This window comes from Solibacillus merdavium (genome assembly GCF_014836935.1).
Classification (GTDB): domain Bacteria; phylum Bacillota; class Bacilli; order Bacillales_A; family Planococcaceae; genus Solibacillus; species Solibacillus ferritrahens.
This window is the reverse complement of record NZ_JACSPW010000001.1, coordinates 18,185-35,283: the sequence shown is the minus strand read 5'-3', so window position 1 is coordinate 35,283 and position 17,099 is coordinate 18,185. Positions and strand designations below refer to the sequence as shown.

Here is a 17,099-nt window from a genome sequence, read left to right as displayed (position 1 = left end):
TATGTAGTTGCGAATCGTCTCTAATTTAATTATTGGTGAACTAAGCTTTTCTCATTTGCAAAATAAATCATACTAATATCTTGGGCTAGTTGCTCAGGATTTGATTTATTTGTTAATAAGTTTGTTAGTGTTAAACGTTCCATCGATCCGACCAAGCTTTCTGCAAGAACCGTCGCATTAACACGTTTCACTACCGGATACTCGTTTAAACTATGATTAATGACATTTTCCAATTTCGAAACAAGCATTTGCTTAACAGCCATTGAATGTTCTGCATCAAAAAATCCTATTTTTGTTAAATTAGGATTTTTCATAAAATAATCAAACATGTTTTTTAAATTATTTTTAATAATTTCTGTTGCATAGTTTTCATTAGTTGCTTCATTTGTTGAGTTGGAAAATAGTTCAACTAATTCATTTTGAAACTGTTCATTTAAATCATTAAATAATGTTTCTTTGCTTTGGAAATATAAATAAAATGTAGGCTGTGTTAAATTTGCTGCTTTTACTATGTCACTAATTTTTGTTTGATGATAACCGTATGTAGAAAATAATTCAATTGCCTTTTCCAGTAATAGTTTTTTGCTTTTTTCACCGCTTGAATTTACACGACGTCCTCTTGCCATACCTCTCCACCCTTATCTCTATTTTAGATGATTAGTACATCATATAATTAATTCCAATTATTCCAAATACAATTATATATTAAATATTTCTTAAAATAAAGGTATCTGTCATAAATATAAGATATCATTGCATATTATGCAGTCTATTAACATTACTTTTAAATATTTTCCTTGTAGGCTATCCTTATATTATCCTTCAAAACCAAATATAGCTTTTTTTAAAACAGCAGTGAATTGGCTTATACATATTAGGATAAAGTTTGTTGTTTACACCCCTCAACATGGCATATACCTCAAAAAAGCGCATCCTGTTTCGGATACGCATTTTTCTATTTTTTCCTGGAAATTTTCCCTGATACTTTACCTACAATTTGCTGAAGCTCCTGTATTTTAAAGACAAAAAGTATTATGAAGTAACTAATTGAAGCAATTACAAATGTGAGTATTATATGCATCCACTTTTGATCCAGAACAATCCATTCTGCAATCGCCCAGTTAACTACAATAAACAATAATCCAATTGCTGCAAGTTTTATGAACTGTCCAATATTCTTGTTTACAAGCTTTAATTGATACTTACTATGTAAAACGATTATAAGTAAAAGGAAGTTCACAATCGCACTAACTAATGTACCTAGTGCTACCGCATTTGCACCTAAAACATCAATTGTCGCTAATACAACAGCGATATTCACACCGAAGACCGTTAAAATACTAAAAATCATCGGTAGTACAGAATTCCCCTTTGCATAATAGAAACGTGTAATATACGTGTTCGCAGCAAGGAAGAACATTGTCGTACTAAATACTTGCAGTAACGGTGCTGTAATCGCTGTTGATTCAGCACCAAATTTGTTATATTCAAATATTATCCGTATAATTGCCTCTGCCTGGAAATAGAAGAACACGGAAACCGGTAAAACGAGTATGTATAATAACCGCATACCACGCACGTAAAGTGCTTTTACAGACTCTGTATCCCCTTCTCCCTCTTTTCTGCTGAGCAGCGGAAAAATTACCGTCGTTACGGCAGTCATTAAAATTGCTTGTGGGAACTGTGACATTTTGGTCGCATAGTTCATTGCTGACCGAACCCCCTCTTCAAGCATCGCTGAAAAGAAACTCTGAATTAGTATATAAAGCTGTGCCGTAGCACCACCAAGTAAAATTGGTAATGCTATTTTCCATAGCATTTTTTGGTCTTCTGCGCCTTTTATACTCGGTTTAAATGACATTTCCTTCACATTGCGTACACCGTATACTAAGAACAAGAACATACAAACGGCACCAACCAATGCCCCAATTCCCATTCCAATTGGTCCCATCATAATAGACAATACAACCGATACGATTAAAAATGCACCATTATAAATAAGTACTGAAAATGCCGACAAATGGTAGCGGCCCTGTACATTTAAAATACCGCTCATCCAAGTTGATAACACGAGCATAATTGTCGATGGCATCATCCAAAAGTAAAGAGAGCGTAATATTTCATATTCCGCTTTGTCCTTCACATGGAAAAACTGCATTAATATTGGATCGGCCAAAACTATAAACAAGATGACAACAAGCGTAATCGTTATGAGTATCGTTGTAAACGTACGTCGAATATATTCCGTAATGCTCGACGTAGTTTTATGGTAAACCGATATAAACGCCGTCGTAAACGCCCCGCCAATTACTAAATACAAAAAATTTGGGATTGTATAAGCATTAATAATACTATCCGAATATACCGTTGTTCCGAAGTAGGTAGCGATATATGTCTCCCGGGCAAAGCCGACTAATCTGGCAAGTATATTAATAACAGCTACTGCCCCTATAATTTTTAAAATTCCATTCAACGCTTATCACAATCCTTTAATTACAGTTACATTAATTTGCATATTTTGAGTAAATCTTTTTTAAACGAGCAATTATATTTTTCGCATCATGAAGTTCAAGCAACTCGTTCACACGCGAATCATTTACTTGAATGCCTTCTTTCACTGCATTTTCAAGTGCAAGCTGTAGCAGAATCTCGTCTTTCGGCGGAACTAATACACCGGCACCATCTGCCAACATGTAATGCAATCCTCCGACATCAGATGCAATTACCGGTGTCCCGCAGCTCATCGCCTCCAGCGCTACTAAACCAAGCCCCTCGATATAAGAAGGAAGTACAAAAACGTCCGCTGCTTGGAAATAGTGGGCTAATTCTGTCTGTGGCATTGGCTCAATAAAATGAATGTCTACATTACCTTTTGCAAGTTCCTTCACTTTACTTGTAAAATTCGTATCCTTTGTTGATCCTACACAGTAAAGTGCAGATTGACCAGGTATGCTTTCAGAAACTTTATTGAAGGCTTGTACGAGCTCTGTAACACCTTTTTCACGAATAATATTGCCGACAAATAAAAAATTTGTCTTTTTCGGGTCCATTCCGAGCTCAACAGCGCAGTGTTGTTTGTTATCTGCTTCTTTAAAAACTGTACGATCAATACCCATGCTCATCACAGAAATTTTATCGTTTGGAACATGGAAATTCGTTTCAATTGTCGTCGCAAGCTCTTCCCCTACAGCAATAACATGGTCTGCCCTTTGCAGAATTTTCTCTGTAAATTGGCGAATTTGGCCACTCTTTTTGGCCATTTTATTAATATCTCCACCATGAGCAGTTACGATATAAGGAATATTGTAGCGCTTTTTTAAATAATAGCTGAACAATCCGCTCGGAAAGACATAGTGACTATGTGTGAGCGAAATATTTCTCTTATTTGCACGGAAAATACGCATAAAGTTTTGCGCCCAATTCAAATATTTCAGCAGCACAGTTTTCTTTCCTGTAGCAGGATTCGTATTAACAGCAAGTAATGTTTCAATACCTTCTTGTTCAAGTTGCTCAACCTGATTTTTCACAAAAATGCCGTAAGCTAAATGCTCCTTTGATGGATACATATTGCTAATGACTAAAACTTTTTTCATGATCTTTTAGCACCTTCTTTTAAAAGCTGCTCTCCTAATGCTGATTTTTCTTTAAATGACGCATTTGTACGAGCGGCTAATTTTTGTGCACCGTTCCAATCTACAGCCATGTCGTTAAAAAGCATTGCAAATTTTTCGTCTGATTTATGAAGTTCTTCAATAGGTAAAGAATAATTCCCTAACCCTGCCATTTGTAAAAAGTCATTTACTTTTACATGATAAGACACACCAATAATCGGCGTTTTTGCATCTGTTGCTAAAATCAGTGAGTGCAATCTTGTGCCAATTAACACATCGAATGTAGCTGTAAGGTCCAAAATACGTTGGGGCGGTAAATTTTCATCAATGATCTTTGTGTTTTGTGCATGCTTCATTTTCGCCTGAATATCTTTTGTTACGTCAGCATCTTGTGGATATTTCGTAGCAAAAAACGTAACTTCAACTTGCTGTTCTTCAATTAAACGGTCTAAATTTTTTGCCATACCGTCTATATAATTCTCATACTTTGTTTCATCACCTGTTGGCCAGTACGAAGCATTATAATAAGGTACCGCTGTCACACCTACTGATTTTGGTTTTTCACTATAATTTGAACGTTCTACTTCTAAACTAAATGCCGGATCCCCAATTACAGGTACATCTCGTTTTACCCCGATGGATTTTAAAAGAGCTTGGGATTGCGGATCGCGCACAGAAATATTTTGTGCATGCTTTGCCATGTAGCGTATGAACCATTTCCCTAACCCTGTATTAAGTGGACCCGCTCCGCAGCCGTATACGACATAAGGTACATTGTTATTATGGGCCATCATCGCATATGAGCCGTATAATGGGGCTTCACGTTTATAAAGATCCATTAAAATCCCCCCGCCGCCGATGACAACGAAATCAAGGTTTTTCACCACTTTAGAATTCTCTTTATATGTTTTAGCAAACGTTTTTACTGCATTTCCATTTTTGTAATATAAAGGAGCGCTTTGTACACTATAACGTTCTGCTGTTTGTTTCGGATTATTACTAAACACCGTTATATTTTGTGTATCTATTTGAAATACCTTTTGCAGTTGGCGAATTATACTTAATAAAATCGCCTCATCACCATTGTTATCATTTCCGTAATTTCCGACAATTCCAATTTTCATCTATACAATCATCCTTTGAATCAAGCATTTATGTATGCCTGGTTTATTTCATTTTCATTTGAAAAAAGGGGGTGCAAAACTCACTTAGGAACCCCCTTCCACTTAATAATTTATATATCAAGTATAGCATAATGTTCGTTTGAAACGATATTCCCGAAAGTGAGATTACTTTTTTCAATACAAAAAAATGTGTTTTTTCGTTTAATTGACGGTTTGTGATGAGTATTGGTTGCGACTTGGTGATTTCAGTCGTTTTTTCTTAGTAAATTGTCTATATAACCCTATTTGCAGGAAATATATTTTTACTATAAATTGCAATTATAGACAATATTCGCTTCTCTTATTTTTATATACATCCCCGTCCTACCTTCTTCGCTTTAAGCTCATATCAATAGTCCATCTCTCTCCCCACCGTCCTCCGTTTCCCCACAAAAAAAAAACCTTTGTAAAAGCTGCGATTCCTCGCTGCAGCTTTACAAAGGTTCTCAAATTTATTGCTGTGTGATTGTGCGATATAAGAATAAACTGAAGTGCATACGTGATACTTCTACACCTGGTTTGAATGTATTGTCTTCATAACCTGTTGTAATTTCGTTTGCCGCTAAAGTATGAATATAATCATACGCCCAATGCTTTGTGCTTACATCTTTAAATTTCGCAGCAGTTGTTCCTGTTAAACCATATGCTTCAACAAGAATTTTTGACATTTGTGCACGAGTCAATGGTTTACCTGGCTCGAACTTACCATTACCTGTACCACTCATAATGCCTGCTTGGACAATGGCAGCAACTGCACCATAATATGTGTTGTTAGTTGATAAATCACTAAATCCAGGGTTAGCAACATCTTTTGTTGATAAGCCTAATGCACGTGTTAATAATACAGCTGCTTGACCACGATTTAACGCTAATTCCGGCTTAAAAGTACCGTCCGGATAACCACTGATTAATTTATTTTCAACTAAATAATTTATTTCAGTTTTATATCGATTGTTCACGGAAATATCTTTGAACAATGCTTTTTCTGCTGCCTTTACAACGATTTCTTTAGAAACTGATTTCGTTCCTAATGTTGCCGTTACACGGGCAGTACCTTCTTTACCATTTGATTTGAATACGCCCGAACTAAATACCGAACCAATATCTCCATCTATTGACCATTGAATTTGCGAATCATTATAGATTAACGGTTCATTATTTGCACCCGTAATATTTGCTTTTAATTGAATCGATGCATTTGGTTCAACCGATCCTGATACTCCTGAAATAGTAAGTCCAGCTGGTGCATCAACTACATTGAAGCTAATTGATTGTGCGGCACCTTGATTCGTCACAGTTAAACGTTCAGAACCAGGTGAAACGGCTGTATAGCTTAACCCATTAACTGAAACTGTGTTATTTTGCGACGTTATAGTAAAATCACTTGCATTCATAGGCAGTGGATTGTAATACTCATCCAACACATAATTTGGTGTAAGTTTTACTGTTGCACCTACTAATAATGTACCAACTTTATCACGAGTTACTTGAATATGTTTTGGTGCATTTGTTGTTGGTGCTGTACTAATCGCTTCAATAATTGCTGAGACGCGACGTTGTGTGCCCCCAGACGGTGTATTCGCTAATACGACCGTATTACTTCCATATTTCCGTATACCCATCGTCGTTGAACCGCCGCCATCTAAATTGATTGCACGATCCACACCAAGGCTTACTAAATAATCTGCAAACTGAGTTAAGGTCATCCCTGCACTTGAATTGATACGACCATCAACTGTAATTAAATGTACTTTCTTTTTATCTTTACTAATTGCAATTGCAGTACGTGGTGCAGTCTCTCTTGCACGTGAACTCGATTCGTTCATAGATACATTCTTCTTGCCATCCAGTACAAGTAATGGGCCGCTCGCCATCATAAACTGTGCATCCATCCAGCGGTTATCAATTGAGAAATTTACCGAAATTTCATCACCAATCTTAATACCTCTGTACTTATCACCCCAAGTCGAGCCATTAAATGAAAGTACAAAACCGTTACGTGGAATTTTTGCCTTCGCTTCATCATCATAACCACGAATTGCTGTAACTTTCCCAGTTAACGTTTGGCCGAATTTCGTTGAACCAATTGTATTGCCTGTCTCCACAATAAATTCCATACCTTTTCCACCATTTGGCGTCATTGAACTATGGTTTTGTGGTGTATAAATAACTGCTTCATTATCTCCGCGCTTAACGTTTAACCCATTTACTTCGTTTGTCTCACCATTGTATGTAACGTTAATTTTGCTGTTGTAATATGCAATTTCACCATTACCATCCTTCGTAATTCCAAAAGCAATTGGTTGACTTACATAATTTGAACTTGAGCTTGATATAACGCTTGGTGTTACGATTGTGTTATATTGAGAAATTAAATATAACGGATAGCCATCACCCATATTATAGAAATTAGAATTGATTGCCCCAACTACCCGGTTCCCTTCCTTTGTATGACTATTCGCATGTTGCGTTGTCGTCATTAACGTATTAACAGGAGTTGGTAAACCTAAACTTATTTTAGTAAAAGAATCAGCTAAATCTACTTCTAGATGATTTACTATATTTGTTTTTGATCCTTTATGCGTGTAGTTTGAATATTTTACCCCTGGTGATAGCGGATATGTGTCATTTGTCGATTGTGCTGCACTAGCAAATTGTGGTGTACTGAAAATTAATGCAAACACCATCATCATTGCCAAAATTAGGGTTTTTTTTGTTTTCATAGTATGCGCTTCCTGTGTAATTTGAAGCAAGTCACCTTCCTCTCTTTATAACCTATATCTTACCATAACAAATTTTCGCCAAAGAAACTATTAATCTTTTGTTACAATTTACAAAAAATGTTCCTTTTCAACATAAAAATACATGATTTAAGAAAAAATAGTAGAAATTCATAAAAAAAGAACTACCTTACAAAAGGTAGTTCTATCATATCATTCTGCTTTTTGTTTTTCATAATCACTGAGTTTAAGCATCGGATACATCGTACGTGTACTTGCAAATATGCCGAATAGGATAAAGTAAAAGAGTACATATACTTTTAACTCCCAAATATTATAGAAGAATCCGGCAACGCCTGTTGCAAACCATAGTCCAAATAAATATTGGCCGAATACTGTTTTACGTTCCTTCCAGTACATCCACACCATTGCAAGCAGGAAGCCTGCAAATAAAAGAACACCTACAGCGCCTGTTTCTGCAATAACTTGGATATATTGGTTATCTGAGTAGAAGTTCTTCCCGCCATAAATATCAGAACGAATTCCGTACTCCTCATAAATTGGTGAATCATACGATAACGTTGCAGAGCCACCAAATGTACCAAAGCCAGCACCCGTAATAGGATAATCTTTTAATACTTCAATGCCCTTTTTAATATAGAACATTCGGCCGCTTTCCTGCATTAATTCCAGTGTATCATCTGAAAATGTTTCAGTGAATCGGTTACTAATACCACCTGTAAGGTCGTCTGGTGCTACTGAGCTTTCCACACCAAAATTCTGTAATAATGTTACTCCCCAGTTGACTGGTAAATAGATTAATACAATGGATACAATCAACGTGACACCAATTTTTTTCAGCAACTGCCAATTTCGTGCAATTATCATAAAGAAAATGACGAATACGAATGCTGCGATCCAAGTACCGCGGGATAATGTCAGTAATAACATACCAAAGAAGGCCACTTGCGCGATACGAAGACTCCATTTAAATTCAGTATCTTTATATACCCAACGCAGGAAAAATACTGCGCTGATTGCAAAGAACATTACTAAAGCCAATGAGTTTGGATTGTTAAGCATTCCATAAATCCGCACAAAGTTAGTAGATGAAAGTATCTTTTGTGTCCAATCTTCCGGCATTAATAATTGGCGCATTGATAATTTTTCAACAATACCTTGTACAAAAATAATCGCACCTGAAAATACAGTAACCCATGCAAGTTTCACAAGGAAATTTTTCGGCAACTCACTGCGGCTAATAATATAATACAATAGATACATTACGCCAAATGTACGTAATTGGAACACAATCGCTCCAAGTGATACACCGTTTTTATAACCGATAACCGCCCCAAAAATTAAAAAGGCAAAAAAGAAATATTCAAATGGCTTAAAGTGAAACCATGTTTTAAATTTCTTTGTATTCAGCAGGAACATTCGCAATAATACTACGATTGTTATTAAATCTCCTATTAGTTTAAGTCCAGGGTTTAGTTCAATAAAAAGTGTACGGAAAATAACGTACGGTACTAAGATCACTAAACTTTGAAATGGCTTGAAAAATGCAAACAACACAAAAAATACAGCAGTACTGATTTGTGCTATAGCTGGTGGCAGCAGTGTCGCCGCACAGAGTACTATCATTGCTCCCAAGATTTCGAGCCACTCATTTTTATTCATTTTGACAGAAATGTCCTTCATAGATGTCCCAAACCCTTTCTTATTATGTAGTTCACTATTTTAGATGAGTTTTGCTCATGTGGATTAAGACGAACTTAAGTATAATATGGTTACAATTATAATACAATGTTCGTACAAAACACATATTAATATTATAGGAATGCCGATTTAAAAAATGATTGAAGTTTAATAGAAGCGCCTAATATATTGGGTCTTTTTACGAAGGACGCCACCATTTAGAGCTTGCCCACCAACTATTCTTTGACTGGAGTACCTACCGATTTTTATAGCTATATTCATATTTGCTAATTATATCCATAAGATGTAAATAACAATAGTTTGGAGGTCATAGCAATGCAAAACAATAACCGCAAAAAAAATAATGAAGCAATACCGGAGAACTCACCAGTCCTTCAGGCAGCTTCACTTGAGGTTATAGCAGGTTTATTAGCTACGCTTTCTGAAGGGATTTCTACGTTTGCGACTGCACTGGCTATACAAGAAGCGCAGCAACTGACAATTAATAATACGAACAATAACGTCGAGATAAAAAGCATTCAAGAACAGCTAAATTATTTAACTAAAGAAGTGAAAAAAATTTCCAAGGCTTTAAATATTTAAAGATTCATCTTTCATATGTAAGTCACCTTTCATATGAATCGTATCCTCCACACTTTGTCTCCATGTCTCCCATTTACTTCTACGCGCCTTTTATTGTTAAGCTCGATTCCCTTCATTTACTAAGTAGATTTAGCTTTTAGTTTCATATTTGTTAAATCTACTTCATTTTTCTCTATCACACACCATTAAACAATTTAATTACAATTATATTACAAACGAATAAAGAATTACTATTTATCTATTATTCACTCTCATAAATTGTTAAAATAACCAAATAGGGAAAGGAGCGTGAATATGTGTTTAAAAAAATAATTGGACTAGCACTCGCTTTTGTCGTAGCTTTGTCTTTTACAACACAGTCAACATCTCATGCAAATGATATTAAAGGCCACCAAATGGTGAATGAATTAACATATTGGTCAAATCTAGGTGTTATACAACCTGACAGTAAAGGTAACTATAACCCGAACCGCGCTGTTACTCGTGGAGAATTCGCTTCATATATAACGCGTGCACTTCAGTTACCAGCTTCTTCTACATATACTTTTAAAGATTTAAAAGCTGGCAATGGACTTACACTTGATATTCAGGCTGCTGCGGGGGCAAATATTTTAAGTGGTTATCCTGATGGCACATTCCGTCCAAATGAAAAGATTACGCGCCAGCATATGGCAGGCTTTTTACAAAAAGCGCTTCGCTATTCTAACGTTCCGCTTGATGGACAACCTTTAACATTTAAAGACAATAACAAAATAAGCGACCAGTTCAAACCTGCAGTAGCTACAAATGTTTATTACAACATTATCCGCGGATCACATACAAAAAATGGTGTATTTTTTGACCCACAAGGAAATGCGACAATTGGTCATGCCGCTGCGTTTTTATTCCGGATGAATAGCACTATTGAAAGTTTTGCTGTAAAAGAAGATGACAGTAATGCAGGTCCTGTTGTAACACCACCTGCTCCAAATCCGAATGTTTATTATGTAGGTAAAATTTCAAAAGGTGTTATTGACAAAAATTCTACTGTTTACTTTAACTATGACCAAGCAGAAGCAGCATTAACTACTTCTGGTTCAAACCTTATATTAAAAGGCGACAAAATTATTAAAATGTCTGCAGGTATTGCTTCTGCAGCTGATACCAAAGCGAATACGACAACAGTTTATGCAGATAAAGATTTCAAAAAGTCCTTATCCTATGCTGTTGAGGGCTCGCAATTTAAGTATATCGGCAGTAATGATCAATACGCAATCGTTCAATTAGCCGACACAAAAGGCTATGTGAAAATCGATGAAGTAACATTAACACCTACAAGTCTGATTAAGGGACAAGACTTCTATTTTGTTGATGGCGGTTACTTAACACATCGTACGTACAATCATATTTTGCAAAAATATAATTGGGATTATGTAATTAGTGAAGCACCAGCATTTATGCAACGCGGCATGCAATATTACAGCCAGGATGGTGTAAACTTCTATTCTGATGTATTCTTAACGAAAAAAGTAGGGACACATTATCCTTACTTCCAATTCCAATCAATTCGTCAGCCTTCCAACTATACTGCTGAAGAGTTAGATAATATGATTATGACACTATTATTGGAGCGTCAGGCGATTCCAACTTCTCCTCAATACGCTAAAGCACCGATTGAATCTCGTTTAATCGGTATGGGCCAGTTATTGAAGCAGGTGGAAGCACAGTATAATGTAAATGCATTATTTATTTTAGCGGCATCAATGCACGAAGGTGATTACGGGGTAAGTAAAAATGCCTTATCAAAAAATAATATTTTCGGTATAAAAGTTTTTGACACTGACCCTACATTAGGCGAAACTTATGCATCTCGTGATGATAGTGTGTTGGCCTTTATAAATCGCTATGTGAACTTAAACTATGCACCACAATCAGGCGGTTATGCAAAAGGAGCAGCACCTGGCAATAAAACGTCAGGTATGAACGTTCACTACGCATCCGATCCATTCTGGGGCAGTAAAATTGCCGGTCATATGTATCGTATGGACAATCGATTCGGTAAAAAGGATTACAAACAAGCTAAATTAGGGTTTGTATCATATGAAAACGGTCATTTAGTAAATATCCGTACTGAGCCAACAACAAACGCACCAGTTCAATTCACTTATAAAGCAAAATATGTAGGTGAAACCGGGGTATTCGGTTACCCAGTCGTGATCGTTGAAGAAACAACAGGTTCAGACGGCTATGTATGGTACAAAATTCTTTCTGATAATAACCCACCTGCCAAACATGGTTGGGTACGTGCCGATTTAGTTCAGCTAATTCCAGGAAATTAACTTAAAAATCCAGTGCCTCGGTTTTAATCGAGGTACTGGATTTTTTGTATAAATATTATATTCGCCACTTCACGACTTTTAATAGACAAAAATTTAAAGATAATCGCCATTTACCTTTACTTAATATCTACTTTCTATCCTATATTAGACATTTTCAAGTAGATATTCGCCAATTTCATTTTATAATGTCCATTTTCCAAATTTAATCGCCACTTCAAGCAAAAGGATCTCCTAATAAAAAAAATCCGAGCCCCTTCCCTTATAATAAAGAAAGCAACTCAGATTTTAAAAACTATTTCGTGTAATATTCGACAATTCCGTTGTATATAGATTGAGCGAAAATTTCGATGTAGTCATCAGATACTAATTTATTGTAATCATCGTCATTTGTTAAGAAACCTAGTTCTACTAATACAGCCGGCATGACTTGTCCCTTAATGACAACATAATCTGCACGCTTTACACCACGATTGTACATTTTAGCATTTTTAACAATTTCATTATTGATGGCAGTTGCTAATGCGAAATCTTCTTTTTCATTTGCATTAGATGTGACACTGTAAAATGTTTCTGTCCCTTTTGCCGTTTCTTTTGAAGCTGCATTTGCATGTAGACTGACGAAAATCTCACCGTTTTCATTTTTCGCATATTTAACACGTTCTTCCAAGCTCGGGTACGTATCACCTATACGAGTCATTTTTACCGTTGCACCGTCTTTTTCTAGCTTTTGCTTAACTAAGTTGGCAACTTTTAAAACGATTTCCTTTTCACGTGCATTTTTTTTAACTGCTCCAGGATCTTTCCCGCCATGCCCCGGGTCTAGCACGATAATACGGTCTTTTACAGCGGTACCTTTTTGGTTAAGCAGCTGTAAATAAGTTTTATTAATATAGCCATTAATACCGTTATAAGATATTTCCGCCCAATTTCCCGATAACGAATGTACTTCTACAAGTGTTCCTCGTTTAATTTGGCCAAGTGAACGAGATGTGCCTAAAGCTGATTCACGAATATGTAATGCATCAACTGTCGCTTTACCAATCGTATTCGTTAAAAGCAGTTGTGGAGGTGTCACTGGTATTTCCTGTTCGCCAATATCCCCTTCAATTTCAGTAGGAGATTCTGGTGTATTTTGTTCCTCTTCCACTACTGTTGGAGGAGCTTCAGTAGCTGGCTTGTCCTGCTCTACTACAGGTGGTGTCACAACCTCTTCTACCGGCAACGTATCCTGTGTTTGCGAAATACGGACATAGCCTGGTAAACCATTAATTAAAGTGACATACCAATTACCAACCGTGCCATAAACGGCAATTTTTTCTTTATCTGCTACGGAACTAACAATATCTGAACTCACATCACGCTTTTGATAGACTTGAATATCGTTTAGTGCGTAAACATTTTTTTGTACTTTATTTATTAGCTGCCCTGATTCATCAGTAAAATCAACATAATCTTTATAAACATAGGCATATCGCCCTTCATGTGAAACTTTCAGCCAACCATCCTGCTGTACTTCAAATACTTTAAATGAAGTTCCTGAGTTTACCTTTGTTAAAACATTCGAGGTATTAGCAGAAGAAGCAGATAATCGTACATTCAGGTTATCAACTTTTGCTTTAGCAGATGCAATCGCAGCGGAAGCATCAGGTACGCTAACTCCTTGAATAGGCAGAGGTAGACGATACTTTTCTGAAGATGCACGTGCGATAAATGAAGCAAACTGTGCACGAGTTACTGAATTTTTTGGATTATACTTTTCTGCATCGACTGTAATTCCATTAAAGTAAATTGCCGCTACATACGGATAATAGCTGTAGGTTGGATTTATATCTTTAAAAGGTACTTCCAGCTTACCTGTTTCGTTCGTATTTAAGTTAAAAGCAATCGCTAAAACTTTACTCATTTCTTCACGTGTTAAAGGTGTATTTGGTGCGAATTTCCCTTTTGATTGCTCTGAGAAAAATCCTAATTTTACTGCACTTTCTACATATCCTGAAAGCTCTGTTCCTATTGTCACATCAGAAAACGAAGAATTTTGTACAGTTAACGGTTTGTTCTTCGTTGCAACAACCACCATTTTCGCCGCCTGTCCACGCGTTACTTGTGCATTTGGCTTGTACAGGGTTTTCCCCTTTTCAGTGTACCCCTTGATGACACCTGCATTTACTAAATAAGAAATCTCTCCGTATGCCCCGTTTGTAGAAGGGACATCGGCAAAGCTTGTGCTGGCATCTACCATATTTAATGGGAACATTGACATGAAGATGATTGTCACCGTCATGATGAAACTACGTATAGACAATGTTTAAATCCTCCCTTCTATTAGATATTTACCATTTTACCAAATAATTCATAAAATTAATATGCAGTAAAGTTAGTAAATTGATATTTTTCTACTTTATGTTACTCTTATACACGATAAAGGCCGGGTTCTAATTAAGGCAAATAAAAAAGAAACACAAACAATTTTCGTTTGTGTTTCTCATAAGTAAGTACTTCCCTGCAAGGTATATCTGTTGATATATGTAGAAGTTACTAAATTTTATATAAAATTACTGTAAACGGTTAATGAAAGCCGTTAAATGTTTTAACATAACATTATCGTTTGTACCGAATGTGCCATCACCTTTACCAACTGTGATGCCGTTTGATGCTAAAATCGAAATGTCGTCATGTGCCCAATGTGATGCTGGGACATCTGTAAACTTTAAATTGTCTGTTGACATTGTTAAATCAAATGCTTTTACTAATACTTTTGCCATTTGAGCACGAGTTAATGGTGAACCAGCATTGAATTTACCATTTTCATCACCTGTGAAAATGCCTAGTTTATAAAGTGCTGTTGTTGCACCTGCATATTTTGATGATGATTTAATATCCGTAAACGATGAATTTGTATCAGATGTGTCTAAGCCTAAAGTTTCTGCTAATTGAATTGCTACTTCACCACGAGATGCATAAACAGTGAAATCGATTGCTGAGTTCTTTACTTCTTCTTTTTCAATAGAAGATGCTGCTGCAACTACTTTTTCACTTTCTCCAAAGCTCGCTACACGTTTTGCGCCAACATATCTTTTCCCCCAATAAGAAGAAGTTAAACTAGATTCAGTTACGCCTGTGCTTGTACCAGCATGGATAAACTTGTTACCACCTAATGAAATACCCACATGGGAAACGCCACCGCTTGTATTGAAAAATACTAAATCGCCTGGTTGTAAATCTGATTTTGAAATGGCTTTCCCTTGTTTATATTGAGCAGCTGCTGTACGGCTTAAATCATGTCCTAATTGACTGAACACTAATTTAGTAAAGCCAGAACAATCTAACCCGCTTGCTGTTGTTCCTCCATAAACGTATGGTACACCGATATATTTAGAAGCTGTTGCTGTTAATTCTGAAACTGATGATGCTTGTACTGTATTCGAACCCGTCCCTACACCTGAAAAAATCATGAAAGTTGCAAAGATCGGTAATAAAATTTTCTTTTTCACTTAACTTGAAACTCCCTTCAACTAGGCCTCGATACTAAAATTCGAGGTATAACATAACAGAAAATCTTTTAGTTCATGTTTATTTAACCTAATAACAGGGTAACATATATTGTTGTGATATTATTTTTCACTTGTGTAACAGTTCTAGCATTTTTAATATAAAAACAAAAAACACGTAATCCCTGCGTTTAAGCGAGAATTACGTGTTTTAAATAGAAAATCTATTAATACTAAACTCCTATTGTAATATTACTGTAATGTAGAACACTAGAATTTACCATATTATTTACTAGAAAAATGCTGAACTACATAATATTTTCCTTTTTTATCTTTCTCGATACCAATGCCCATATGAGTAAAAGTACTCTTTAATATATTTTCCCGATGTTTCGGCGAAGACATCCATCCCGCAACAGTCGTTTCAGGTGTTTTGAAATTACGGGCTAAATTTTCTCCATAGCTTGTATATTCATAATCAAACAATGTTGCCAAATCCCATGGGTTGCCGTAAAACGTCGAGTAATGCTCGAAGTAATTTCGCTTCACCATATCCTTAGCCTTTATAATGGCGATTTGTGTTAACTTTAAATCTTGATTGACCGATGAATACCCCGCATTTATACGTTCCTTATTAACTAGATCCAGTATTTTCTTTTCCCATTGCTTATAGTGATTGACTGTATCAATATAGTCTTTCTGTAAAAGGTCATACACTACTTCTAAACTTACGACATCTTGCCTAAATTTCATACCGCGCTTTGTTAATGCGGCCACATGGGCACGTGTCACAAATTCGTTTGGTTCAAAAGTTGTAGCTGTCTTCCCTTTTACAATTCCTACATCCGCCAATGATTCGATATAGTCCTTTGCCCAATAGACTTTCGGTAAATCTTTAAATTTCGCTTTATTTTTTGAATCAACTTCAACCGAATAGGCAAGGGCAATCATTTTCGAAATATGTGCGCGCTTTAAAGGCGCTTCAGGATTAAATTTGCTTTCATTTTGAATAATCCCTAATTCAGCGAGCTTAGTAATTTCCTTATAATATGAATGATTGCTCGGAACGTCGCTAAAGTTTGGAACAAAATCGGTTGTCAAATCTATCCCCATAGTCCGTGCTATTATACTAGCCGCCTCCGCACGAGTAGTCATACTATTCGGCTTGAAAGTGCCATCTGCATATCCTTCCATATAGCCTTTTCCAGCTAGTTCGTAAATTACCGGTGCTGCCCAATAACTACTTTTCACATCAGTAAAGTTTGGAGCTGTTTGTGCATAAGACGCTGGAGTTTGTATTTGTAATAGACAAGCGATAATAAACCCCACTACTAAAAATCGTTTCAACCCAAAAAAGCCCCCTTAATGTGTCATTTCTTACAATTATACTATGATAAATTTGCTAGACTCACAATTATTCGCAATGCAATTATATTATTACTTTTCATCCTCAAAGAATAAAAAATATACCTTTTACGAATAACGCAAAAGGTAT

At 36.1% G+C, this 17,099-nt stretch carries 11 protein-coding genes; 2 read left to right on the top strand and 9 right to left on the bottom strand.

Annotated elements, in window-relative coordinates:
* Window positions 1-29: 29 nt before the first annotated feature.
* The 6 genes from H9632_RS00095 to H9632_RS00070 all read right to left on the bottom strand — a co-directional run bounded on the left by H9632_RS00095 (window position 30) and on the right by H9632_RS00070 (window position 9,198).
* On the bottom strand, window positions 30-626 hold the full coding sequence (locus H9632_RS00095; protein WP_191702100.1) for a TetR/AcrR family transcriptional regulator: 597 nt from the start codon (window positions 624-626) through the stop codon (window positions 30-32).
* A 329-nt stretch (window positions 627-955) separates the two neighbouring features.
* Window positions 956-2,473: a murein biosynthesis integral membrane protein MurJ gene (murJ, locus tag H9632_RS00090; RefSeq protein WP_191702099.1), complete on the bottom strand. Its 1,518-nt coding sequence runs from the start codon at window positions 2,471-2,473 to the stop codon at window positions 956-958.
* A 31-nt stretch (window positions 2,474-2,504) separates the two neighbouring features.
* Complete coding sequence (locus H9632_RS00085) at window positions 2,505-3,593, bottom strand: glycosyltransferase (protein WP_191702098.1); 1,089 nt, start codon at window positions 3,591-3,593, stop codon at window positions 2,505-2,507.
* Window positions 3,590-4,735 carry a polysaccharide pyruvyl transferase family protein gene (locus H9632_RS00080; protein ID WP_191702097.1) on the bottom strand — a complete coding sequence of 382 codons (1,146 nt, stop codon included), beginning with the start codon at window positions 4,733-4,735 and terminating at the stop codon, window positions 3,590-3,592. Before H9632_RS00080 ends, H9632_RS00085 begins: the two co-directional genes overlap by 4 nt.
* 491 nt (window positions 4,736-5,226) lie before the next feature.
* A complete protein-coding gene (locus H9632_RS00075; protein ID WP_191702096.1) occupies window positions 5,227-7,497 on the bottom strand; it encodes an S-layer homology domain-containing protein in 2,271 nt (756 codons plus the stop codon).
* 210 nt (window positions 7,498-7,707) lie between these two features.
* Window positions 7,708-9,198 (bottom strand): O-antigen ligase family protein, encoded by a 1,491-nt coding sequence (locus tag H9632_RS00070; RefSeq protein ID WP_191702095.1) that lies wholly within the window; start codon window positions 9,196-9,198, stop codon window positions 7,708-7,710.
* Between the two features lie 333 nt (window positions 9,199-9,531).
* Here H9632_RS00070 and H9632_RS00065 point away from each other — a divergent pair, with 333 nt between their 5' ends.
* Window positions 9,532-9,798, top strand: coding sequence for a multidrug ABC transporter ATPase (locus H9632_RS00065; protein WP_191702094.1), 267 nt, complete (start codon window positions 9,532-9,534; stop codon window positions 9,796-9,798).
* A 296-nt stretch (window positions 9,799-10,094) separates the two neighbouring features.
* On the top strand, window positions 10,095-12,116 hold the full coding sequence (locus H9632_RS00060; RefSeq protein WP_191702093.1) for an S-layer homology domain-containing protein: 2,022 nt from the start codon (window positions 10,095-10,097) through the stop codon (window positions 12,114-12,116).
* Window positions 12,117-12,408: 292 nt separating this feature from the next.
* Here the strand turns inward: H9632_RS00060 and H9632_RS00055 are convergent, their stop codons facing one another.
* From H9632_RS00055 to H9632_RS00045, 3 genes are all read right to left on the bottom strand, one after another.
* Window positions 12,409-14,418 (bottom strand): N-acetylmuramoyl-L-alanine amidase, encoded by a 2,010-nt coding sequence (locus tag H9632_RS00055; protein WP_191702092.1) that lies wholly within the window; start codon window positions 14,416-14,418, stop codon window positions 12,409-12,411.
* Between the two features lie 250 nt (window positions 14,419-14,668).
* Window positions 14,669-15,607 carry a C40 family peptidase gene (locus tag H9632_RS00050; RefSeq protein ID WP_191702091.1) on the bottom strand — a complete coding sequence of 313 codons (939 nt, stop codon included), beginning with the start codon at window positions 15,605-15,607 and terminating at the stop codon, window positions 14,669-14,671.
* A gap of 282 nt (window positions 15,608-15,889) precedes the next feature.
* Window positions 15,890-16,951, bottom strand: a complete 1,062-nt coding sequence (locus H9632_RS00045; RefSeq protein WP_191702090.1) for a CAP and S-layer homology domain-containing protein — start codon at window positions 16,949-16,951, stop codon at window positions 15,890-15,892.
* Between the last annotated feature and the right edge of the window lie 148 nt (window positions 16,952-17,099).

Excerpts from the sequence above, each read along its gene's own strand:
- H9632_RS00085 (WP_191702098.1), bottom strand. The coding sequence starts at position 3,593 with ATGAAAAAAGTTTTAGTCATTAGCAATATGTATCCATCAAAGGAGCAT.
- H9632_RS00065 (WP_191702094.1), top strand. The coding sequence starts at position 9,532 with ATGCAAAACAATAACCGCAAAAAAAATAATGAAGCAATACCGGAGAAC.
- H9632_RS00075 (WP_191702096.1), bottom strand. The coding sequence starts at position 7,497 with ATGAAAACAAAAAAAACCCTAATTTTGGCAATGATGATGGTGTTTGCA.
- H9632_RS00070 (WP_191702095.1), bottom strand. The coding sequence starts at position 9,198 with ATGAAGGACATTTCTGTCAAAATGAATAAAAATGAGTGGCTCGAAATC.
- H9632_RS00095 (WP_191702100.1), bottom strand. The coding sequence starts at position 626 with ATGGCAAGAGGACGTCGTGTAAATTCAAGCGGTGAAAAAAGCAAAAAA.
- H9632_RS00080 (WP_191702097.1), bottom strand. The coding sequence starts at position 4,735 with ATGAAAATTGGAATTGTCGGAAATTACGGAAATGATAACAATGGTGAT.